At 65.1% G+C, this 21,540-nt stretch carries 23 protein-coding genes; 7 read left to right on the top strand and 16 right to left on the bottom strand.

Annotated features, from left to right (window positions below):
- Positions 1–5: 5 nt before the first annotated feature.
- The gene (gene lptF, locus BHQ40_RS15125; protein ID WP_070156683.1) at positions 6–1,214 is read right to left on the bottom strand and encodes an LPS export ABC transporter permease LptF; all 1,209 of its coding nucleotides are present in this window, start codon (positions 1,212–1,214) and stop codon (positions 6–8) included.
- Positions 1,215–1,351: 137 nt separating this feature from the next.
- On the opposite strand from lptF, the gene BHQ40_RS15120 reads away from it, so the two are divergent.
- The 3 genes from BHQ40_RS15120 to BHQ40_RS15110 all read left to right on the top strand — a co-directional run bounded on the left by BHQ40_RS15120 (position 1,352) and on the right by BHQ40_RS15110 (position 3,891).
- Positions 1,352–1,888 (top strand): DUF2141 domain-containing protein, encoded by a 537-nt coding sequence (locus tag BHQ40_RS15120; protein WP_139139318.1) that lies wholly within the window; start codon positions 1,352–1,354, stop codon positions 1,886–1,888.
- Positions 1,889–1,909: 21 nt separating this feature from the next.
- A complete protein-coding gene (locus tag BHQ40_RS15115; RefSeq protein ID WP_070156682.1) occupies positions 1,910–2,878 on the top strand; it encodes a diacylglycerol/lipid kinase family protein in 969 nt (322 codons plus the stop codon).
- Positions 2,879–2,982: 104 nt separating this feature from the next.
- Positions 2,983–3,891 (top strand): hypothetical protein, encoded by a 909-nt coding sequence (locus BHQ40_RS15110; protein WP_070156681.1) that lies wholly within the window; start codon positions 2,983–2,985, stop codon positions 3,889–3,891.
- On the opposite strand, the gene BHQ40_RS15105 is transcribed toward BHQ40_RS15110, so the two are convergent.
- The 6 genes from BHQ40_RS15105 to obgE form a co-directional block, all read right to left on the bottom strand.
- Positions 3,848–5,845: an ATP-binding protein gene (locus tag BHQ40_RS15105; RefSeq protein WP_070156680.1), complete on the bottom strand. Its 1,998-nt coding sequence runs from the start codon at positions 5,843–5,845 to the stop codon at positions 3,848–3,850. The genes BHQ40_RS15110 and BHQ40_RS15105 overlap by 44 nt on opposite strands.
- 90 nt (positions 5,846–5,935) lie before the next feature.
- Entirely contained in the window at positions 5,936–7,198 is a 1,263-nt protein-coding gene (gene spt / locus BHQ40_RS15100; RefSeq protein ID WP_070156679.1) for a serine palmitoyltransferase, read from the bottom strand.
- A gap of 146 nt (positions 7,199–7,344) precedes the next feature.
- The gene (locus BHQ40_RS15095; protein WP_070156678.1) at positions 7,345–7,590 is read right to left on the bottom strand and encodes an acyl carrier protein; all 246 of its coding nucleotides are present in this window, start codon (positions 7,588–7,590) and stop codon (positions 7,345–7,347) included.
- Between the two features lie 155 nt (positions 7,591–7,745).
- The gene (locus BHQ40_RS15090; protein ID WP_070156700.1) at positions 7,746–8,657 is read right to left on the bottom strand and encodes an SDR family oxidoreductase; all 912 of its coding nucleotides are present in this window, start codon (positions 8,655–8,657) and stop codon (positions 7,746–7,748) included.
- Between the two features lie 23 nt (positions 8,658–8,680).
- A complete protein-coding gene (gene proB / locus BHQ40_RS15085; protein ID WP_171905867.1) occupies positions 8,681–9,823 on the bottom strand; it encodes a glutamate 5-kinase in 1,143 nt (380 codons plus the stop codon).
- Complete coding sequence (obgE, locus tag BHQ40_RS15080; protein ID WP_070156677.1) at positions 9,808–10,875, bottom strand: GTPase ObgE; 1,068 nt, start codon at positions 10,873–10,875, stop codon at positions 9,808–9,810. The genes proB and obgE overlap by 16 nt, the downstream gene beginning before the upstream one ends.
- A 95-nt stretch (positions 10,876–10,970) precedes the next feature.
- On the opposite strand from obgE, the gene BHQ40_RS15075 reads away from it, so the two are divergent.
- Positions 10,971–11,513 (top strand): GNAT family N-acetyltransferase, encoded by a 543-nt coding sequence (locus BHQ40_RS15075; RefSeq protein WP_070156698.1) that lies wholly within the window; start codon positions 10,971–10,973, stop codon positions 11,511–11,513.
- A gap of 98 nt (positions 11,514–11,611) precedes the next feature.
- On the opposite strand, the gene BHQ40_RS15070 is transcribed toward BHQ40_RS15075, so the two are convergent.
- The 4 genes from BHQ40_RS15070 to BHQ40_RS15055 form a co-directional block, all read right to left on the bottom strand.
- Complete coding sequence (locus BHQ40_RS15070) at positions 11,612–12,184, bottom strand: GNAT family N-acetyltransferase (protein ID WP_070156676.1); 573 nt, start codon at positions 12,182–12,184, stop codon at positions 11,612–11,614.
- 259 nt (positions 12,185–12,443) lie between these two features.
- Positions 12,444–12,713, bottom strand: coding sequence for a 50S ribosomal protein L27 (gene rpmA / locus BHQ40_RS15065; RefSeq protein WP_070156675.1), 270 nt, complete (start codon positions 12,711–12,713; stop codon positions 12,444–12,446).
- Positions 12,714–12,735: 22 nt separating this feature from the next.
- Complete coding sequence (gene rplU / locus BHQ40_RS15060) at positions 12,736–13,110, bottom strand: 50S ribosomal protein L21 (RefSeq protein ID WP_070156674.1); 375 nt, start codon at positions 13,108–13,110, stop codon at positions 12,736–12,738.
- A gap of 120 nt (positions 13,111–13,230) precedes the next feature.
- On the bottom strand, positions 13,231–14,169 hold the full coding sequence (locus BHQ40_RS15055) for an AEC family transporter (RefSeq protein ID WP_070156697.1): 939 nt from the start codon (positions 14,167–14,169) through the stop codon (positions 13,231–13,233).
- Between the two features lie 89 nt (positions 14,170–14,258).
- Between BHQ40_RS15055 and BHQ40_RS15050 the strand changes: the two genes are divergently transcribed.
- Positions 14,259–14,783 (top strand): hypothetical protein, encoded by a 525-nt coding sequence (locus BHQ40_RS15050; RefSeq protein ID WP_070156696.1) that lies wholly within the window; start codon positions 14,259–14,261, stop codon positions 14,781–14,783.
- A gap of 30 nt (positions 14,784–14,813) precedes the next feature.
- Here BHQ40_RS15050 and BHQ40_RS15045 read toward each other — a convergent pair whose 3' ends face one another.
- The 4 genes from BHQ40_RS15045 to hemB are packed head-to-tail and all read right to left on the bottom strand — an operon-like array spanning position 14,814 to position 19,150.
- Positions 14,814–15,383 carry a gamma carbonic anhydrase family protein gene (locus BHQ40_RS15045; protein WP_083276953.1) on the bottom strand — a complete coding sequence of 190 codons (570 nt, stop codon included), beginning with the start codon at positions 15,381–15,383 and terminating at the stop codon, positions 14,814–14,816.
- Between the two features lie 19 nt (positions 15,384–15,402).
- Positions 15,403–17,604 carry a fused MFS/spermidine synthase gene (locus BHQ40_RS15040; protein WP_070156672.1) on the bottom strand — a complete coding sequence of 734 codons (2,202 nt, stop codon included), beginning with the start codon at positions 17,602–17,604 and terminating at the stop codon, positions 15,403–15,405.
- Positions 17,601–18,146 carry a GNAT family N-acetyltransferase gene (locus BHQ40_RS15035; protein ID WP_253183374.1) on the bottom strand — a complete coding sequence of 182 codons (546 nt, stop codon included), beginning with the start codon at positions 18,144–18,146 and terminating at the stop codon, positions 17,601–17,603. Before BHQ40_RS15035 ends, BHQ40_RS15040 begins: the two co-directional genes overlap by 4 nt.
- Positions 18,143–19,150: a porphobilinogen synthase gene (gene hemB, locus BHQ40_RS15030; RefSeq protein ID WP_070156694.1), complete on the bottom strand. Its 1,008-nt coding sequence runs from the start codon at positions 19,148–19,150 to the stop codon at positions 18,143–18,145. Before hemB ends, BHQ40_RS15035 begins: the two co-directional genes overlap by 4 nt.
- Positions 19,151–19,269: 119 nt before the next feature.
- On the opposite strand from hemB, the gene vapB reads away from it, so the two are divergent.
- Both vapB and vapC read left to right on the top strand, forming a co-directional pair.
- The gene (vapB, locus tag BHQ40_RS15025) at positions 19,270–19,491 is read left to right on the top strand and encodes a type II toxin-antitoxin system VapB family antitoxin (RefSeq protein WP_070156693.1); all 222 of its coding nucleotides are present in this window, start codon (positions 19,270–19,272) and stop codon (positions 19,489–19,491) included.
- Positions 19,491–19,904 (top strand): type II toxin-antitoxin system tRNA(fMet)-specific endonuclease VapC, encoded by a 414-nt coding sequence (vapC, locus tag BHQ40_RS15020; RefSeq protein ID WP_070156671.1) that lies wholly within the window; start codon positions 19,491–19,493, stop codon positions 19,902–19,904. Before vapB ends, vapC begins: the two co-directional genes overlap by 1 nt.
- Positions 19,905–19,913: 9 nt before the next feature.
- Here the strand turns inward: vapC and BHQ40_RS15015 are convergent, their stop codons facing one another.
- A complete protein-coding gene (locus BHQ40_RS15015; protein ID WP_070156692.1) occupies positions 19,914–21,458 on the bottom strand; it encodes a M23 family metallopeptidase in 1,545 nt (514 codons plus the stop codon).
- Positions 21,459–21,540: the final 82 nt, after the last annotated feature.

Below are 21,540 nucleotides of genomic sequence, written 5' to 3'. Positions count from 1 at the left end.
CCCCCCTAGGCCGCCTGCGCCGGCTTGCGGCCGAAGCGGAAGAATTTGGCGACCCGTCCGCCGATCTTGGCGAAGGCATATTCCAGCGCGCCGATCGGCTGGCCGCCCGGCCGGTGGGCGACCACATGATACATCCACAGGATCAGTGCGGCGACGGCGCAGAAGGGCACCCACAGGGCGAAGATCGGATTGATCCGGCCCAGCGCGCCCACGGCTTCGCCATATTCGTTGATCTTGTGATAGGTCACGATGAACACGATCGAGAGGAACACGCCCAGCGCCGATGTCGACCGCTTGGGCGGGATGGCGAAGGCGAGCGCGGCGAGCGGCAGCAGCAGCATCATCGCCACCTCCACCAGCCGGAAATGGAAATTGGCGCGGACCTCCGCGCGCAGGGCGGGGCTGGATTCCGGCGCCTTGCCCACGCGCACCAGTTCCGGGATCGTCAGTTCCCGGTCGGCATCGCCGCGGCCGCGGAAATTCTCGATCTGCGGCAGGTCGATGGGCAGGTCGTGGCTGGAGAAGCTGAGGATGCGGGGCGTCTTATATTTGGGATCGTCATGGACCAGCACGCCATTGTGCAGGCGGAAGATGATCGTGTCCGGATCGTCGGTCGCAAGGAAGGTGCCCTGCGCGGCGGTGACGGCCAGCGTCTGCCCGTCCTTGCCATTGGCGCGCACAAAAATGCCCTGAAGATTGCGGCCGGCATCGCGGCTCTGTTCGATCCGCATCGTCATCTTCTTGCCCAGATTCGTGAACTCGCCGACCTTGATCGATGCGCCCAGCGCGCCCGACCGCAGTTCGAAGCGCAACCCTTCATAGGCATAGCGGGCATAGGGCTGGACGAAGCCCACGATAGCGAGATTCACCAGCGCCAGGGCGATGGCGTACATATAGGGCACGCGCAGCAGGCGGCCGTAGGACAGGCCGACGGCGCGGAACACGTCCAGTTCCGACGACAGGGCCAGCTTGCGGAAGGCCAGCAATATGCCCAGCATCAGGCCGATCGGAATGCCGAGCGAGAGATATTCCGGCAGCATGTTGGCCAGCATGCGCCACACGACGCTGACCGGGCCGCCCTCCGCCGCGACGAAATCGAACAGGCGCAGCATCTTGTCCAGCACCAGCAGCATGGCGGAGATCACCAGCGTACCGATGAGGGGAACGGCGATCAGCCGGGCGATGTAGCGGTCAGTGGCGGTCAGGAATTTCAATATGTGGTCGTCCCATCACCATGTTTTGGCCGCAAACCCCTTCCATATCAACAGCACGGGGCGAACAGGGGCTCGCTCGCGCCGGTGTGGAAAAACGCCATGCCGGGCGGGCTATAGCTTCCAGGAGAGTGTTGGTCATGTCGAATTTTCCAGGTCTGCCGAAACTGGCGGCGCTCGCAGCTTCTGCGGCGTTCGTGCTGGCTGGCGCGCCTGCGGTCGCTGGCGCAGCGGCGCTTGGCCCGCAGGCTGAGGCTTGCGAGAGCAATGGGTCGGCCGTGCTGGTCCATGTCGAGGGATTCAAGTCGCGATCCGGCCTGCTGCGTGTCCAGCTATACGAAGCCAATCCCAAGACGTTCCTTGAGAAAAAGCAGTATGTCGAGCGAATCGAGCTGCCGGTGACGAAGGCGGGCGCGATGAATGTCTGCGTATCCGTGCCGAAGCCGGGCAATTACGCGCTCTATGTCCGCCATTATGTCGAGGGCAAGGGCGAGGGCAGCAGCAAGAGCGACGGCGGCGGCTTTTCCGGCAATCCGCAGATGAGCCTGATGGACCTCGCCTTCAAGCGGAAGCCCGACCTCAACAAGACCAAATTCTCGGTCGGCGGATCGACGGCGGAGGTCAAGGTCGTACTCAACTATGTGCAGGGCTTGAGCTTCAAGCCCATCGGCGCCTGACGGGAGGATTGCGGCAAGAATATGGTCTGCGTGGCGCTCCTGTCCAATCCCAAGTCAACCGGCAACCGGCAGTCGCTGCCGCGCGTCCGCACATTCTGCGCCAATAATCCCGACATCTTCCATTATGAGGTGGAGCATGTCGACCAGATCGGCCGGGCGCTGCAGACCATCGCCCGCGTCGAACCGTCCGTCATCGTCATCAATGGCGGCGACGGCACGGTGCAGGCGGCGCTGACCGAACTGTATCAGGGCGAACATTTCACCGACAAGGTGCCGCCGATCGCAGTGCTGCCCAACGGCAAGACCAATCTGATCGCGCTGGACCTGGGCATTCATGGCGATCCGATCAAGGCGCTGGAGCGGATCGTCGATATCGCCAAGACCGGCCTCGACAAGCATGTGGTGGCGCGCGAACTGATCGCGCTGACCGACGGGCAGGCGGGAAGCCGCCCGGTGCTGGGCATGTTCCTGGGCGGGGCGGGCCTGGCCGATTATATCCTCTATTGCCGCAACAAGATTTACCCGCTGGGCCTGTCCAATACGGTCAGCCATGTGCTGACGGCGATTGCCGTGGTGCTGTCGCTGCTGTTCGGCATCCGGGGCAAATATATGCCGCCCGCGACCCGGCCGGTGTCGATCTCGCTGATCCGCGAGGGGCAGCTTGCCGGGCGCTTCACGGTGCTGATCGTGACGACGCTGGAACGGCTTCTGCTCGGCGCGCGAACGACCGAGGAGGCGCGGGGCAGCATGAAGCTGATGGCCGTCGACCAGAATGGACCGGCGCTGTTCCGCGCCGTCTTTGCTATCCTGTCCGGCCGGTTCGGTACGCGGCGCATGCAGGGCATCCATCTGGAACAGGGCGACACCATCCGCATCGAGGGCGACCGCAGCAGCGTGATCCTGGACGGCGAACTGTTCGAGGCGAATGAGGGCTATCCCATCGTGCTGCGGTCGACGACGCCGGTGCCGTTTTTGCGGTTGGCGGCATAAGCGATCATCTTCTTTTCCGTTCGCCCTGAGCTTGTCGAAGGGCTGTCTTTTTCTTCAAGAAAGTGCAGGGCTTCGACAAGCTCAGCCCGAACGGTGGAGGGGCAGTGGCAATTTCAATCCAAACCCTCGTCGCAGCCGAACTTGCCGAACCCGCCGATCCGCGCGCAGCCGCCATGGCGGCTGCGCTGGCGGCGCAATATCCCGGTGCGGCGCGGGCGGTGCTGTTTTACGGGTCGTGCCTGCGCGAGAAGAATCTCGACGGGCTTATGCTCGATTTCTACCTGATCGTATCGGACTATCGCGCGGCCTACGGAAAGCGCTGGCTGGCCAGCGCAAACCGGCTGATCCCGCCCAATGTCTTTCCCTTCGAGCATGAAGGGCTGATCTCCAAATATGCGGTGCTGAGCGAAGCGGATTTCGCGCGGTTGTGCAGCGTCAGTGCGCCCGATCCCTCGGTATGGGCGCGGTTCGCGCAACCCAGCCGCCTGATATGGGCGGCGGACGAACGCGCGCGGACAATGGCGCAGGCCGCCGTCGCGCAGGCCGCGCCGACATTGGTGGCGCTGACGGAACCGGCGATGGAGCCGGGCGAAGCTGAGGCTGATCCGCTGGCGGTTTGGCGATCCGGTTTCGCCCTGACCTATGGCGCTGAACTGCGCGCTGAACGGGCTGCGCGACCGGGGTCGATTGTCGATGCCGATCCGGAGCGTTATCGCCGGTTTGGCGTGGCCGCCAGAGAGGTCGCGGGACAGTCGCCCGGCGCTGCTTCAAGCGAAGCGCGCGAGGGCGCGCGCGCCGGATGGCGGAGAATGCAGCGGCGCGGGAAGCGAACGGTGGTCCTGCGCCTCATCAAGGCCAGCTTCACCTTCGCGGGGGGGATCGATTATCTCGCCTGGAAGATCAACCGGCACGCCGGGACGAAGATCGTCATCCAGCCCTGGCAGCGGCGCTGGCCGCTGGCGGGTGCGATCACTCTGCTGCCGCGGCTGTTTCGGAGCGGTGCGATCCGGTGATCGCCTGACTGATGGCGGCGGACAGGCCGCCCAGGGTGAAGGGTTTGCGCAGTACCGGATGCCCCCGGAACATCGCGCTGTCCTCGACATCGCCGGCATAGCCGGTGACGAACAGGACGGGCAGATGCTGAAACTCGTCGGCCCATTGCCGCACCATTTCCGGCCCGGTCATTTCCGGCATCAGCACGTCGGTAATGACAAGGCCGATGTCGCGATGCTTGGCCAGCATGCCCGCGGCGTTGGCGGGATGGTCGCAGCCGATGGGCAGATGGCCCAGTTCCGCCAGCGCATCGATGGTCTGCGCCAGCACGCGGGGATCATCCTCCACCACCAGGATGCGGGTCGGCGGTTGATCCGTGGTTTCCGCTTCGGCGGGCGACAGGGTGACGGGCGCGCTGCCCTCTCCCTCCACGATGCGGCGGGGCAGGAATAGCTGAACCTGCGTGCCCTGGCCGGGCTGCGACAATATGCGAATCTCGCCCTGACACTGGCGCACGAAACCGAAAATCTGGGACAGGCCAAGGCCGGTGCCCTTGCCGATCGGCTTGGTGGTGAAGAAGGGTTCGAACACGCGGGCCAGCACTTCGGGCGTCATGCCGCAGCCGGAATCGCCAACGGAGAGCAGCACATAGTCGCCCTCCGGACACTCCCCGATCTCGCCTTCGGTCAATGTCGCGCGGCTGGTCGAGATGGTGAGGACGCCGCGCCCCTCCATTGCATCGCGCGCGTTGACGCACAGGTTGAGGATGGCGTTTTCCATCTGGTGGCGGTCGACGAAGATCGCCCAGCCGCCCGCATCCTTATGCAGTTCGACGCGGATCTGGTCGCCGATCGTGCGGTCGATCAGGTCGACCATGCCAGTGATCAGTTTGTCCGCGCTGACGGCCGAGGGCAGCAGCGGTTCGGACCGGGCGAAGGCGAGCAGGCGGCGGGTCAGGGCGGAGGCGCGATTGGCGCCCTCCATCGCATTGTCGATATGCCGTTCCGCATCCGCCGGTTCTTCGCGCAGCTTGCGCCGGGCCAGTTCCAGCCCGCCGACGACCACCGCCAGCATATTGTTGAAGTCGTGCGCGATGCCGCCGGTCAACTGGCCCACCGCCTCCATCTTCTGCATCTGGCGCAGGCTTTCCTCGGCGGCGGCGCGGTCCAGCGCCTCCTGATGCAGCATGCGGTTGGCGTCCTGAAGCTCCGCGGTGCGCGCGGCGACGGCCGCCTCCAGCCCCCATGCCCGCTGCGCTTCGGAATCGGCGAGACGCCGGGCGAAACGGCGATCGTTCAGCGCCGCATTCGCCGCCCATGCCGCAAACAGGCCGCCCACAACCAGCACCAGGCCGACAAGCCGGTAGGTGTAAGCGAGATTTTCATTGCGGTTGTTCGACTGGCTGACGGCGGCGTTGCGCTCCCGCAGCCGGGCGTTTTCGGTATTGATCACGTCGCGGAGCAGGCTGTTGATGCGCTGCAGATTTTCCGCGCGGCCCGCGTCATGGAATTGGGCGAGCGCGCCCATCCGCTGATCATAGGTGGTGCGCAGGCCGATTTCGCTCAGCGTCTTGCCGCGATCCGCATAAGCGATGCGCAAATGGCGGACGAGCGTCCTTTGATGTTCATCATCGCGGGTGGAGAAGGCCAGAGCATCCAGCTCCGCCCCGGCCCCGCGCCATTGCGACTGGAACAGGCGTCCGGTGTCGGGATCAAGGCTGATGACATAACGGGCGAGGCTGCTTTCCGCCTTCGCCATCGATCCGTCGAGACGGCGGGCGAGGGTGATCACCTCATAGCTGTGGCGTTGCCGGTTGAGCGCCTGGTCGCGCTCGCTCGACGCGGTGCTCGCAATATAGAGCAGAGCGCCAAGCGCGAGTATGAGCGGGATGCCGAGAAGGAAGGGCAGGGCGCGCTGAAGACTTTCCAGCCATGCCGGAATCTCCTCATCGCCGAAGATCGAAAACCTGTCCATCTGCTTGCAATCTAATCCAGAATGCCGCGCGGGGAAAGGAGAGCCTTCATTCCGTCCCTGGCGAGAGTCAATTCGCCGCCAGCGTAACGATCAGGCGATGGCGCCGACCGCCTTGCCCGCCGCCTCGAACATGCCAATGATTTGAGTTACTTGCTCGTCCGAATGCTCCGCACAAAGCGAGCAGCGCAGCAGGAATGTGCCGGCTGGCGTGGCCGGGGGCCGCGCCATGTTCACATAGAGGCCCAGTTCCAGCAGCGCCTGCCAGATGGCGACGGCCTGCATCTGGTCCGTCAGGATCACGGCGATGATCGCGGACTGCGGCGTTTTCGTGCCGAGCGTGAAGCCGAGATCGGTCAGCCCCTTGTGCAGACGCTGGCTGTTCTTCCACAGATGCGCGCGCTTCTCGCCCGCATGCATCAGCTTGCGGATCGACGTCGCGGCGGTGGCGACGACGCTGGGCGGCAGCGAGGCGGTGAACACATAGGGACGGCAGACGAGGCGCATCACCTCAAACTTCGGATGGTTCGACACGCAGAAGCCGCCGACCGTGCCGACCGACTTGGAGAAGGTGCCAACGATGAAGTCGACATCTTTTTCTACGCCCTGCTCCTCATAGACGCCGCGTCCGTTGGGACCGAAGAAGCCCATGCCATGCGCTTCATCGACCAAAATCATGCAGTTGGCGTGCTTGCGGACGGCGGCCACCATGTCGGGCAGCGGGGCGACGTCGCCGAGCATCGAATAGACGCCCTCCAGCACCACCAGCTTCAGCGCGTCGGCGGGCAGGCGGCCGAGGCGCTTGTCCAGATCCTCGACGCTGTTGTGGCGGAAACGGACGATCTCCGCATCGCCCAGGAAGCAGCCGTCATAGATGGAGGCGTGGCTGTCGGCGTCCAGAATGACATAATCGCCCTTGCCCGCCAGGGTGGAGATCATGCCCAGATTGGCTTGATAGCCGGTGGAGAACACCATGGCCGACGAGGTGCCGTAAAATTCCTTGAGCGCGTCCTCGACTTCCTTATGCCCCTGATAGGTGCCGTTGAGGACGCGGCTGCCGGTGGTGCCCGCGCCGAATTCATCCAGCGCCTTCTTGCCCGCGGCGACGACATCCGGGTCGAAGGTCATGCCCATATAATTATAGGTGCCGAGCAGGATGGTGTCCTTGCCCTTGATGACCGCCTGCGTCGGCGACTTCACCTCGTCCATGACGATGGCGAAGGGATCGCGCACGCCAGTCGCCAGCAGCGCTTCGCGCTCGGCGATCAGCGGATCGAATTTGGAGAACAGGTCGCGCGCATCCAGCACTTCGGCGGGGGTGCGGGCATTATGGGCGGTGGCGGCGGCTTCGGTCATTCTCACATCCCTTAACCCGTTCGTGCTGAGTAGAGACTGAGCGAAGTCGAAGGCTCGTATCGAAGCATTCGCGCTCAGTTCCGGTCCTTCGATACGCCGCTTCGACAAGCTCAGCGGCTACTCAGGACGAACGGTGGTTAATTCATTCAAGTGGTCTTAAGCTTGGCGACTGCATCGACGAGCTGGCCCACCGTCTCGATCTCCGCCTGCATGTTCATGGTGATGATGATGTCGAACTCATCCTCGATCGCGGCGACGAAATCCATGACGGTCAGGCTGTCCCACTCCAGGTCGCCCGCAAAAGTCGTGGTTTCGGTAAGCGCGATCTCCTTCTTGTTGAAGGGGGCGATCTGCGCCGTGACGCTGTCGAATATGTTCTGGCGATCCGTCATTATCATGTCCCGATGGGTAGTGCGGCGAAAACAGGCCGTGGTGTCTGCTCCTGCGGCATATGCTTTGGCAAGCGAATAAGGCCGCAATCGGGCAGCTTCTAGCCCTAATGTGCCCGTGTAGCCCCACTGTGTCCGGCCAGGCGATGGCGCGGGGGTCAGCTTGCGGCCTTCAGCCACCCCTTTGCGCGATAGGCCTTCACTGTGTTGGAGAGGCCTGCGGGCATGCCCACCACCGGCTGCCAGATGGCGGGCGGCACGCGCATGGACGGATTGGAGACCCAATCGGGATGACAGAAGTAGCTGACCCGGTCGGTCGTGAGCTTTGCGCCCTTCCCACGGAACAGGCCGTCCGCGCGCGCGGCGGTGTTGAGCAGCCAGCGCGGCGCGGCGAGCGTGCGGACATCCTCGCGGCCGACAGCCTTGCCGACGGCCCTGCCGAAATCGGCATGGCTCCACCCGCCGGGCGTGCCGTCATCGACCTCATAAATTTGGGCGACGCTGTCCGACCGGTCCTCGCACAAGGCGAGGAGGAGATGGGCGAGGTCATGCACCTCGATCACCGACAGCCTGCCATCGGGCGGCAAGACCATCAGCCCGCGCGAGGCCATGCGGAACAGCTCCAGCATTTCCTGATCGCCGGGGCCGTAAATGGCCGGCGGGCGGACGATGGTCCAGTCGAGGCCACCGGCCATCACATGCCGTTCGGCAAGCTCCTTCGACCAGCCATAGCTCGACAGCTCCGGCTCCCGCGCGGCGAGCGAGGAGACATGCACCATGCGGCGGACGGCGCCGCGACGGATGGCGTCGACCAGGAACATCGTGCCCTTGACGTTGCCGTCGATGAAACCCTGCCGGTTATGCGCGTTCACTACGCCCGCAATGTGCAGCACGGCGTCGGCGTCCGCGACCAGCCGGTCCAGACTGTCCGCATCGCCCAGCGCGCCCGCTATCCACGTCACGCCCTTGCGCGCAGGCTGCGGACGGCGGGTGAGGGCGTTGACGGTGAAGCCGCGCGACAAAGCAAGGTCAAGCGTGGCGGCGCCGACGAATCCCGTCGCGCCGGTCATGGCAATCCGCATCCCGGTCACTTTCAAAGCATGACCATATGGTCGCGGTGGACGAGGACTGAGCGGGAGACTTCGCCAAGGATCGCCGCAATCTCCTCGCTGCGGCGACCGGCGATCTTCACCGCATCCTCAGAATCATATTCGGACAGGCCGCGCGCGATGGTGCGTCCGTCCTCGGCCAATATGTCGATGACATCGCCGCGTACGAATATGCCGGAAACGTCCCTGACGCCTGCGGGAAGCAGGCTGTTGCCGCGCGCCAATGCGCCCGCCGCGCCAGCGTCGACGGTGATCCGGCCGCGCGTGGTCAGCCGCCCGGCAAGCCATGTCTTGCGCGCGCGCTTGCCCGCCGCCGCCTGGAATATCGTGCCGCGCCCTTCGCTGGCCCATGCCGACAGCGGCGAATCCCGGTGACCGGTGATGATGGCGAGGTGCGCACCAGCGCCCGTCGCGATCTTCGCCGCCTCAATCTTGGAGAGCATGCCCCCCGACCCCATGCCTGATCCCGAACCGCCGTCCGCCATCGCCTCTATCGCGGAATCGATCCGCTCCACCCTCTCTACCAACATCGCGCTGGCATCGACCTGCGGATTGGCCGTGTAAAGCCCGTCCACGTCAGATAGCAGCACAACCGCGTCAGCCCGCGCCGCCTGCCCGATGCGGGCGGCGAGACGGTCATTGTCGCCGAAGCGGATTTCGGCGGTGGCGACGCTGTCATTCTCATTCACCACCGGCACGATGCCGAGCGACAGCAGCCGTTCGAGCGTGGCGGAGGCGTTGAGATAGCGGCGGCGATTTTCCAGGTCGTCGAGCGTCACCAGCATTTGCGCGGCGGTCAGGTCGCGCTCGCCAAGCACGGTGGCCCATGTCTGCGACAGGGCGATCTGACCCACGGCGGCGGACGCCTGCGCATCCTCCAGGCTGCCGCGTCCGCCTTTCGGCAGGCCAAGCCGGCGCGCGCCGAGCGCGATCGCGCCGGACGAGACGATGACGATCTGCTGTCCTTCCGCCCTGCGCGCGGCGATGTCGGCGGCGACCGTGCGCAGCCAATGGTCGCGCACCGCGCCGGACGGATCGACCAGCAGGGCGGACCCGATCTTTACGACGATGCGGCGGCAGAGGGCGGGCGGGAATCCGGCCAGGGTCTCGGTCAGATCGGCGACCATGTGTCCGCTTCCCCCTCATCCCCTTCGTCCCCATCGGCCCTTGCCTCGCGCGCCCGGTCGCCAAGGACGGGAATGATCACGTCGAGCAGTTCGGACACGCCCTCGCCGGTCGCGCCGGAGATAATGTGAATGTCCTCCGCCCCGGCTTCGCGGAGCTGTGCGGCGATGTCCTCCATCAGTTCCTCGCCCAGCAGGTCGCCCTTGTTGATCGCGATGATCTGCGGCTTTTCATCCAGCCCCGCGCCGTAGGCCGACAGCTCGTCCTGAACGATGCGCCATGCCTCGACAGGATCGTTGCCATTGGCGTCGATCAGGTGCAGCAGGACGCGGCACCGCTCGATATGGCCAAGGAAGCGGTCGCCAATTCCTGCGCCCTCCGCCGCGCCTTCGATCAGGCCGGGGATGTCGGCCAGCACAAACTCGCGGCCCTTGTGGCTGACGACGCCCAGTTGCGGCTTGGTGGTGGTGAAGGGATAATCGCCGACTTTCGCCTTGGTATTGGTCACCTGATTGATGAAGGTGGACTTGCCAGCATTGGGCAGGCCGACAAGACCGACATCGGCGAGCAGCTTCAGCCGCAGCCAGACCCACATCTCCTCGCCCGGCCAGCCGGTGCCGTGCTGGCGTGGGGCGCGGTTGGTGCTGGTCTTGTAGCTGAGATTGCCGCGGCCGCCGTCGCCGCCGCGCAAGAATACGACTTCCTTGCCCGCCTCCAGGAAATCGGCCAGGATTTCGCCTTCCTCGCCATCTTCGGGATCGGAAATGATCTGGGTGCCGATGGGGACCTTGATGACCAGATCCTTGCCGCCAGCGCCCGTGCGGTTCTTGCCCGCGCCGCCATGGCCGCGCTCCGCCTTGAAATGCTGGGTATAGCGGAAGTCGATCAGGGTGTTCAGACCCTCGACCGCCACGAAGATGATGTCGCCGCCCTTGCCGCCGTCGCCGCCGTCCGGGCCGCCATATTCGATGAACTTTTCGCGCCGGAACGCGACGGCGCCGGGGCCGCCGGTACCCGATTTGATGAAGATTTTTGCCTGGTCGAGAAAATGCATCGGCGGCCCTTAGCCCCATTCCCGCACAAGTTAAACCATTGCCGTATTTTCGCGATCCATTGCAACATATCCTGCGGCGTTTCATGACGGGGGCCATGAACGAGATTCCCGTTATCGAGACAGGGCGGCTGCGGCTGCGGCCGCACCGCGCGGATGATTTTCAGGACATGCAGGCGCTATGGGGCGATCCCCGGACGGTGCGTTTCATCGGCGGCCATGTGCAGGATGCGCAGACCGTATGGTTCCGCCTGCTGCGCTATGCCGGCATGTGGGCGCTGCTGGGTTATGGCTTCTGGGCGATCGAGGATCGGGAGACCGGGGCCTATCTGGGCGACGGCGGCCTGATGGACGGGCGGCGGGGCATAAAGCTGCTCGACGGCGCGCCGGAGATTGGATGGGCGCTGGTGCCGGAGGCCGGTGGGCGCGGACTGGCGACGGAATTTGCCGCGGCGGTGACGGGCTGGGCGGACTCCGTGCTAAGGGCGCAGGTTACGCGCTGCATCATCGAGCCGGACAATGCCGCATCGCTGCGCGTGGCGGAGAAGGCGGGCTATGCGGAGATCGGCCGCGCCGAACTGGGCGGAAAGGTGGTGATCGTGCTGGAGCGGGCGGCCTCTCCAAACCTCCGTTCGCCCTGAGCTTGTCGAAGGGCTGCCTTTCCTTGCCTTGTTGAAAGGAAGGACAAGGCTTCGACAAGCTCAGCCTGAACGGTGATATTCGTTCAACGCAGGGCGCTCTAAGCCGCCAGCGGCCGCGCGTCCGAATAGAGGTCGAGGTGCAGGTTGCGTGGCATGTCCTCCTCCTCGCCCTGTTCGAAGATCGCGCAGGCGACGTCCGCGGCGCGGCCGATGCTGTAGCGGGTCAGAATCTGGCCGGTGGGCCGGAAGCCGATCTTGCGCAGCACATTGCCGGACGCGGGATTGTCCAGGAAATGCCCGGCGGTGATGCCGGAGAGGCCCGTCGCCCGCGCAATGCGCATGACGCCGCGCGCCGCCTCCGTCGCGAAACCGAGGCCCCAATAGGGCCGGGCGATCCAGTAGCCGAGCTTCAGCCCGCCCTCCGCATCACGCCCGATGCCGCAGCCGCCGACGAGGCGCGGCGCGCCGAGCGTGCGCGAGAAGATCAGGAAGTCGGGCAGGTTCGGGTCGCGGTCGCGGGTCAGCCACGCCAGCGCATCCCGCTCACCATAGGGCCAGGGCACGCGGGCAAGGTTGCGGACAACGGATTCGTCGCCCAGCGCCTGCGCCAGAGCCTGCGAATCCTCCAGCCAGCCCGGACGGAGCAGAAGTCTTGATGTGCGAGCGAACATACATTCGCCTCCTCTCGATTATGTGCGCCGCCTTTGCCGCATGATGATGACGGCTTGGCGACATTATGGTCCGGATTGGCCCCGCATGCGTGACGCTTGCGATGGGCGGTTGTTCCGGCCCGCCGGGCGAGGGAAACAAAAAAAGAGAAACGGGACAACCTCTTGGCTGAGGCGTCCCGTTTCCCTCTGTTCGATCGGGCCGGTTTCCCGGTCCCATCTGGGATCGCCTCTACAGACGACCCCCTAAAAGATCGTCCGGTTATTCCGCGGCTTTCGCCGGCATGTCCACCGATACATATTTGCGGCCGAGCTTGCCGTCGTGGAACACCACGCGGCCTTCGGTCAGCGCGAACAGCGTGTGGTCCTTGCCGATGCCGACATTGCGGCCCGGATAGACGCGGGTGCCGCGCTGGCGGATGATGATGTTGCCGCCGATCACTTCCTGACCGCCGAACTTCTTCACGCCAAGGCGCTTCGATTCCGAATCGCGACCGTTGCGCGAGGAACCGCCTGCTTTCTTATGTGCCATTGCTCAAACTCCTCGAATGCGATCAGGCTTCGGTGGCGGCGGGCGCCGCGTCGTCGGCCGGAGCGGCTGCCTTCTTCGGAGCAGCCTTTTTCTTTTCCTCGGCGCCGATCGCGACGATGCGCAGGATCGTGTGGCGCTGACGGTGGCCGTTGCGGCGGCGATAATTGTGCCGGCGGCGCTTCTTGAAAACGATGACCTTCTCGCCCTTCGCCTGCGCGATGATCTCGGCAGCGACGGTCAGACCGGCCGTATCCTTCAGCTCGCTGCCTTCGCCGGCGAGCAGGACGTCGTCCAGGGTGATCTTGTCGCCGGCTTCGCCAGCGAGCTTCTCGACGACAATCTTGTCTCCGGCGGCGACGCGATACTGCTTGCCGCCCGTGCGCACAATTGCGAACATGGCTTTTCTCTTTAATCCAGACTGCTTGGCGCAAGAACCCAGAGGGGTGCCCGCGCAGGAACGTGGCCCGTTAAGGGATTCACCCGGTGCTGTCAACCTGAGTCGGCGGCCGTTTTTCGCCTAAACCCGCAGCAGCGAAAGGATTGCCGCAAGCGTCAGCACCGACAGCATCGTGCTGATCATTACCGTGCCCGCCGTCACTTTTCCGTCCCGCGCATAGAATTCCGCGATCATGAACGGGCCGGTGCCGGTGGGGAGGGCGGCCAGCGCGATGGCCGTCACCGCCACGCGCGGCGGCAGCATGAAAACATGCCAGGCGAGCCAGGCGGTCACTGCGGGATGGATGGCGAGCTTGATCGTGGTCAGCGCGAGGGAGAATCGATTCGTCATCGATTCCAGGATCGGCCGCTCCGCCAGGAACATGCCGATGGCGGCCAGCGCCGCCGGACTGGCCGAACCGCCCAGCATCGTGAAGAAGCTTTCCGCCGGATGGGGCAGCGGTATGCCGCCCAGCCACCAGAACAGCCCCAGCAGCGGCGACACCAGCACCGGATTCTTCATCACGCCGATCAGCGCGAACAGCAGGGCGCGGCCAATGCCATGTCCGTGGCTGCGCGCCAGTTCGATCAGGATGACGCCGCTGGCGAACAGCACGACCAGCGTCAGCGTGGCGGCGATGGCGACGAAGGGGCGGCTTTCCGGTCCCAGCACCAGCAGCAGCAGCGGAAAGCCGATATAGGCGGAATTGGAATAGCTGGCGTTGAGGCCGTCCACCGCCATGTCCTGCAGGCTGAGGCCCCGCATCCGGCCGACGACAAGGCCGAGCAGGAACACGGCGAGGCTGCCGGTTATCGAGACCGTCACGAACCCAGGGTCCCACAGATGACGCCAGTCGGTCGTCGCGACGACCTCGAACATCAGGCAGGGCAGCGCCAGCCAGATGACATACCGGTTGAGCGCGCGTGACGCGCCGTCGCCGATCACGCCCAGCTTCGCCGCGCCATAGCCCGCCGCGATGATCAGAAAGACCGGCAATATGGTGATGATGGTTGCAAGCATGCCTGTTGCGCCTAGCCTTTTCGCCGCGGCATGCCAACATGGCGGATCGGCCCATTGCATCGGCCTCTCCCCATGCCTAGATGCCGCCAATGAACCTGCGGCCGCTTCTCCCCTCCCTCGCGCTGTTGCTGGCCGGATGCACGCCGGCGCCGGGCGGGTCCTATCCTTCGCTGGCGAAACGGCCGATCGAAGGCGGCGGGCCTGTCGCGAACGCCCCCGCTCCGACACTGCCGTCCGCCCCCATGTCCGATCCGGCACTGGATTCGGAGGTGTCGAAGCTGGAAATGCAGGCGCAGGCGGGGTCGGCGGCGTTCGACAAAGCCTATCCCGACGCGGAGCGCCGCGCCCGCACGGCATCGACATCGGCCGTGTCGAGCGAGGCATGGGTGGCGGCGCAGACGGCGATCAGCGGCCTGGAATCCGCCCGCAACGACAGCGTGTCCGCCCTGGCGGGCCTCGACACCCTCTATTCGCAGAAGGTCAATGCGATAGCCGACGGCCAGTCGGCGGAGGGGCAGGACACGATAGAAATGGTCCGCCGTGACGTGCTGGCGATCGTCGATTCCCAGAATGACCGGCTGGACAAGCTCAAGGCGCTGCTGCCTACGATGTAATCCGGACGGGCAGCTTCGGGCGCGCTGCGATCAATGCTCCTCCATCGCCCTGACCGCGCCTTTGTGCGCCTTCGCATTATGGACATAATGGTCGACGCCCGCGCGCATGCCCGCCACAGCGATATCGGGCAGGTCGCGCATATATTTGGCGGGGCGGCCGGACCAGAGCTGGCGGTGGGGCAGGGTCTTTCCGGGGGTCAGCATTGCGCCCGCCGCGAGCATCGCGTCCCCCTCCACCACGCAACCGTCCATGACGATCGCGCCAAGGCCGACAAAGGCCCGGTCCATCAATGTGCAGCCGTGGATCATCGCGATATGACCGATCAGCACATCCTCGCCGATGATCGTGGGGAAACCGCCGCTGCCGTCCTTGTCGCTGTCGCAATGGATGATGGTGCCGTCCTGAATATTCGTGCGCGCGCCGATGCGGATGCGGTTCACATCCGCGCGGATGACGCAATTATACCAGATGCTGGCGTCCGGCCCGATCTCCACATCGCCGATGATCCTGCAGCCCGGCGCGATGAAGGCGCTGGGGTCGATGCGCGGCGTATGGCCGCCAAAGCTGATGATCGATGCGCCGGGGTGATCGTTTTCCATGATAGCTCCTTGCATCGTCTTATAGTTTAAGGATCGGCAGGATGCTGCCATAATCGTCGGTCCAGGCGGAAATGCCGGGCCGGGTTTCAAGCGGTATCCACAGCGCCTGCCCGGTTAACGCGGTCAGGCGCTTCAGGCTCCGGGGATCGCGGGACAGGGCGATCCAGGCGGACATGGAATAATGATAGCGGTCGTCCCGCCGGTCGGGCGTGTAAAGGCGCGCCGCGGTCGCCCATCCGCCATCGCGCGCCGCCGCCGCGACGATCGGCTTCAGGTCCAGATAGCGGTTCGAGATATGGACGAGCAGCAGTCCGCCCGGTTTCAGATGCCGGGCGTAGAGCGCGAACGCTTCCCGCGTCAGCAGGTGCATGGGCACGGAGTCGGAGGAGAAGGCGTCGATGGCGAGCAGGTCGGCCTGGTCCTGCGGCTCGGCGGCGAGGACCAGCCGGGCGTCGCCGATCGCGATGTCCGGCTGGGGCATGCAGCGCGACAGGAAGGTGAAGGATCGCGGGTCGCGGGCGATGCGCTCGATCGCCGGGTCGATCTCATAGAAGCGCCAGCGCTGGCCGGGGCGGGCATAGCAGGCGAGCGTCCCCGATCCGAGGCCGACGACGCCGATCCTGGCCGCCGGGCCGAACAATTGCGGCGCAGCGCCCAGCGCAAGGCCGACGCCCGATTGCGGCGCGTAATAGCTGGTGGTGGTGCGCTCCATGCCGGGCTTGCGGATCTGGATGCCATGGACAGTGGTGCCATGGACCAGCAGGCGCGTGCCATCCTTGTTGTCGCGGATGGCGTAGACCCCGAAATAGCTGCGGGTCATGATGCCCTCGGCCTGCGAGAGCGCGAGTTTTTCCCATCCGCCAAGGCACAGCATCAGATAGGCGGCGCATGCGGCATAGAGGATGCGGTTGCCGATGCTCGCGATGGCGAGGGCGATGATCAGGGTGAAGGAGGCGGCCTTTGCGGCGGAGCCGGGACTGGAGAACAGGATGCCGCCGCCGATCAGTGACGCCAACAGGCTGACGATCAGCAATATCGCCGTTAGCCAGACGTTGCGGCGCGGGTCCTCCCACAGCAGGCGGCTCCAGACGAACAGCGGTTCCCCTTTCAGCAGCAGCGCGGCGGCGGCCAGCAGGATCGGATATTCATAGGTCCAGTCAAAGATCAGCGGAGCGAAGATGGCGCAGAATATGCCGCCCACCACACCGCCCACCGACATGGCGAGGTAGAAGGCCGTGAGGTGCGCGGCGTCGGGCCGCGCATCGAACAGCGCGCTGTGCAGCGCGATCGAGACCACGAACAGCACCAGGATGACCGCCGCGCCGACCAGTATCGGCACCGACGTCGAATCCGAAAAGGCCGTGCATGCGCCCATCAGCAACACCAAAGGCGCAACCATGGTGATGCCGTTCGCCCATGTCCGGCGCGCGGAAAAGGCGACGGTGAAGGAAAGGATGTAGAGGCCGAGCGGCAATACCCACAGCAGCGGCATCGCCACGATGTCCGTGGTGATGTGCAGCGTGGTGGACAACATCAGGCCGGACGGAACGGCGGCAAGGATGATCCAGTGCAGGATCGTCCGCCAGTCGGGCGCGGGCGTGTCCGACTGCGTTTCGGGCGCGGCGGCGGAACGCGGCAGGCGCAGTCCGCAGACGGCGACGAGCAGCAGAAGCAGGATATAGCCGCCGCTCCACAACAGGCTTTGCCCAGAGGCGGGAAGCAACGGCTCGACCAGCAGTGGATAAGCGATGAGACCGGCAAAGCTGCCCAGATTGGATGCTGCGTAAAGGGGGTAGGGATCGCCGCCACCCGACAGCACATACCAACGCTGCATCAACGGGGCCTGCGCGGCGACCATGAAGAATAGCGGGCCGATGGATATGGCCAGCAGCCAGGGCACCCACAGGACCGGGCTGGCCTGTGGCGGCGGATTGCCTGCGGCAAGGCCGATGGGCAGCATCAGCGCGGCAAGCGCGAACAGGGCCAGATGCGCCTGCATCTGGCGGCGGGGCGCGAGGCGGCCGAGCCAGTGGGCATAGGCGTAACCGCCAAGCAGCAGCGCCTGATACACTACCATCGCCGAGTTCCAGACGGTCGGCGCGCCGCCAAGGCGCGGCAGCGCCATGCGGGCGATCATCGGCTGGACAAGAAACAGCAGGAAGGACCCCGCGCAGATGGTGGCGACGAACCGTAGCCGGAGCGATCCCGCCGTTCCGGTCAAGCAGGGCGCTCTATTTCATAGGTGACATGTGGGCGCAGCGGATCATTCTCCGCCAGCGCCTGATGCTCAAAGTCCAAATCCTCGCGACGGGCCATGCCCAGACGGGTCATCAGGCCACGGCTGCGCCTATTGTCGTGCGTTGTGATCGCCCAGATGCTTTGCGCGTCCAGATTGGCCCACACCCAATCAATGCTCGCCTGCGCCGCCTCCCGCGCATAGCCCGCGCCCCACCAGGGACGCGCCATGCGCCAGCCAATCTCCACCCTGTCGACTATGGGCGTTCCGGCGGCTCCGGGCTTCACGCCGCAGAAACCGAGGAAGGTGCTGGTGCTGCGATGCTCCAGCGCCCAGAAGCAATGGCCATGATCGGCCTGCATAGCTTGCATGCGCGCGACATAGGCTTGGGCTTCATCCATCGTCATCGGCGGTCCGAGGTGGCGCATGACTTCCGGGTCGGAGCACATGGCCTGCCACGGTTCGACGTCCGCCTCCCGCCATCCGCGCAGCAGCAGCCGGGGCGTTTCTATAATCGTATCGCTCATCCGTTTATCAGGCGCGCCGCATGCAGTGCGTGATAGGTGAGCACGCCCGAACATCCCGCCCGCTTGAACGCCATCAGCGTTTCCAGGACCAGCGCGTCGCGGTCGCCGGCGCCCGCCGCTGCGGACGCCTCGATCATCGCATATTCGCCCGACACCTGATAGGCGAACACGGGCACGTCGAAGGCGTCCTTCACCCGCGCAACGATGTCGAGATAAGGCAGGCCCGGCTTCACCATCACGCTGTCCGCGCCTTCGGCTAGGTCGAGCGCGACTTCCCGCAGCGCCTCCGCGCCGTTGGCCGGGTCCATCTGGTAATTCTTCTTGTCGCCTTTCAGCAGCCCGCGCGACCCCACGGCGTCGCGGAACGGGCCGTAAAAGGCGCTCGCATATTTGGCGGCATAGGCCATGATCTGCACATTATGATGGCCGTCCTGCTCCAGTGCGGCGCGGATCGCGCCGACGCGGCCGTCCATCATGTCGCTGGGCGCGATGATGTCCGCGCCCGCCGCCGCCTGATTGAGCGACTGGCCGATCAGCACCTCCACCGTCGCGTCGTTGACGACATAGCCGCTATCGTCGAGCAGCCCGTCCTGCCCGTGGACGGTGTAGGGGTCGAGCGCGACATCGGTCAGGATACCGATGTCGGGCACGGCATCCTTGATCGCCCGGATGGCGCGGCACATCAGATTGTCAGGATTGAGCGCTTCCCTGCCGTCATCGCTGCGCCGGTCCGCCTGCGTATTTGGGAAGAGGGCGAGGCAGGGGATGCCTGCGTCGCGCGCTTCCTTCGCGCGGGCGACGATGCCGTCCACCGACCAGCGGGATACGCCGGGCAGGCTGGAGATCGGCTCCTCGACGCCCGAACCTTCCGTGACGAACAGGGGCCAGATGAAATCCTGCGGCCCGATGCGATGCTCGGCATGCAGCGAACGGCTCCACGCGGAAGCACGCGTGCGGCGCAGGCGAAGGGCGGGATAGGCGGCGGACTGGAAAGCGCGGGACATGTGCATGGGGTTTAGGCGGGAGGTCTGGCGGGATCAAGGCGCAGGGTATGATGGCGTGTATATCCCATTGACATATCCATATTTGGATATACATACGGGATATACTTATGGAGTATCGCATGACGCGGACAAGCGTTTTTCAATCGAACCGGTCTCAAGCCGTTCGCCTGCCCAAGAGCGTCGCATTTCCCGAAGGCGTGCGAGATGTGACCATCTTGCGCGAGGGCAAACGGCGCATAATCGTGCCTTCGGACGCTCTGTGGGATGATTTTTTCGAAGCGCCGGGGATCGACCTTGGTGATAGGGATCAACCTCCGGCGCAGCAACGCGAGGCATTTTGATGCTGCGCTATATGCTGGACACCAATCTGTGCATCCGTGTGTTGCGCGACAGGCCGGCTGGCTTGCGGGAGCGCTTCAATTCTGAAGCCGACGGGTTGGCGATATCAACGGTCATTCTTACGGAACTGCTGCACGGTGCGGCAAAATCCGCTCGGCCCGATCATAACCGCCGCGAAGTTGAGCGCTTCGCGTCCCGGCTAGATGTTCTGCCTTTCGATGAGGATGCGGCGGGTCATGCGGCGGATATACGTGCGGCGCTCGAGCGGGAGGGAAAGATGATCGGCGGTTATGACGTGCTGATCGCCGGTCACGCTCGAAGCCGGGGTCTGGTGGTGGTGACGGGCAATCTTGGAGAATTTCGGCGCGTGGCCGGATTGCGTTGCGAGGACTGGTTGGCGGAACCGTCCCAGTAAACTTTCCGCTTATTTGCCCTTGGCGACGGCGCCGGGAATGGATGGCGTCTGCGCCACCTTCGCCGGTTCGCTCGTGTGCAGCCCAATGCGGAGCGACTTGAGCTGGGCGAGGCGGGCCTTGAAATTGGCGAGGGCCTTGCCGGTCAATTGCGCGACGGTCGTGAACTTCACCGAGTTGGGATTGATGTTCACCCCGTTGCGATACAATTCATAGTGCAGATGCGGGCCGGTCGACAGGCCCGTCGATCCGACATAGCCGATCACCTGGCCGCGGCGGACGCGCTGGCCGACGCTGGCGGCGATGCGGCTCATATGGGCGTAGCCGGTGGCGATGCCGCCGCCGTGGCGGAGCTTCACATAATTGCCATGGCCGCCATGCCGCCCGGCAAACTCCACGATGCCGTCGGTCGCGGCATAAATGGGTGAGCCATAGGAAGCGGCGAAGTCGATGCCCGCATGCATGCGGGTGTAACCAAGGATCGGGTGACGGCGCATGCCGTAGCTGGACGAGACATGGCCGGACACGGGCATGGACAGCACGCCGCGCCGCTGGCCGACGCCCGACGCCTCGAACCATTCGGTGCGGTCGCCATTGGTCCATTTCAGCATGTCGAGCGACTTGCCGCGCGTGCGGCCAAGACCGGCATAGAGCAGGTCGCCGACCTCCACATCGCCGGTTTCGGCGCGGCGATAATCGAGGATGATATCGTAACGGTCGCCCGACCGGATATCCTCGATCGGGATCTGCTGGGCGATGACGCGCAGGAAGGACTGGATCGATTTGGGCGGCGCGCCCGCCGCACGGGCGGAGCGATAGAGGCTGTCGCCGACGACGCCCTGGATGCGCAGCGGCGTAGCGTCGACCTTGATCGGGATGCGCTTCACCTGCAGCACGCCGTTCACCCGGTTCAGCTCCATCGCCAAGTCCAGGCGGGCGCGGAAGGCGAGATGGTCGAGCGGACGCGGCACGTTGCGGGTCGGACGGCGGCCAAGCACGATGTCGAGGCGGGTGCCGGCCTTCAGCTTGCCCGGCTTCACGTCGCTGCCGACCAGATCCATGACCTGCGATGCGTCGGTGCTGCTGACGCCGGCGCGGGACAAGGCGCGGCCGAAGCTATCGCCATCGCCGATCGCGGCGCTGAGTTCGATCTGTGGACGCTCCGGCGTTTCCGCGAGCGGGGAGACCATATCGGTCGGGGCCATGTGACGGCCGCTGTCGGCGCCCAGCGCCAGCGGTGTCGTCATCTGGCTGCGCATTTCCTGATATTGCTTCTGGCCAAGCAAGGGTTCAGGCGCGGCGGGAATGGGCTGGAATCCCGGCGAAAGCGCCAGCGCGCAGGCGCAGAGCGCGGTGCAGGTGGCGAGGCCGCGAAACCATTCGAGCGAGCCGATATTCTGGCCGAGATCGGGGACAAGATTAACGTCTTCGGCCCAGTCGCGAACCTTCGCGCGCCAGTCGCGCCTATCTACGAAGGGCGCCGGCGCAGCGTCGGCCATCCACAGGGATGCGGCTGCGCCGCCCTGGCCGGACCCGAATTCGCTTTTCTGAAACAAGACCGGCAATCCCCCGGATATTTCCTTGCGGTCACGACCCCCGTCGCGTTCTCCGCTTGGCGTGTTGTGAAGGGATAGGGTT

Origin of the sequence: Sphingobium phenoxybenzoativorans (assembly GCF_001757355.1) — a bacterium.
Classification (GTDB): Bacteria; Pseudomonadota; Alphaproteobacteria; order Sphingomonadales; family Sphingomonadaceae; genus Sphingobium; species Sphingobium phenoxybenzoativorans.
The sequence above is the reverse complement of the archived record's forward strand: the minus strand, read 5'-3'. Positions and strand labels throughout refer to the sequence as shown.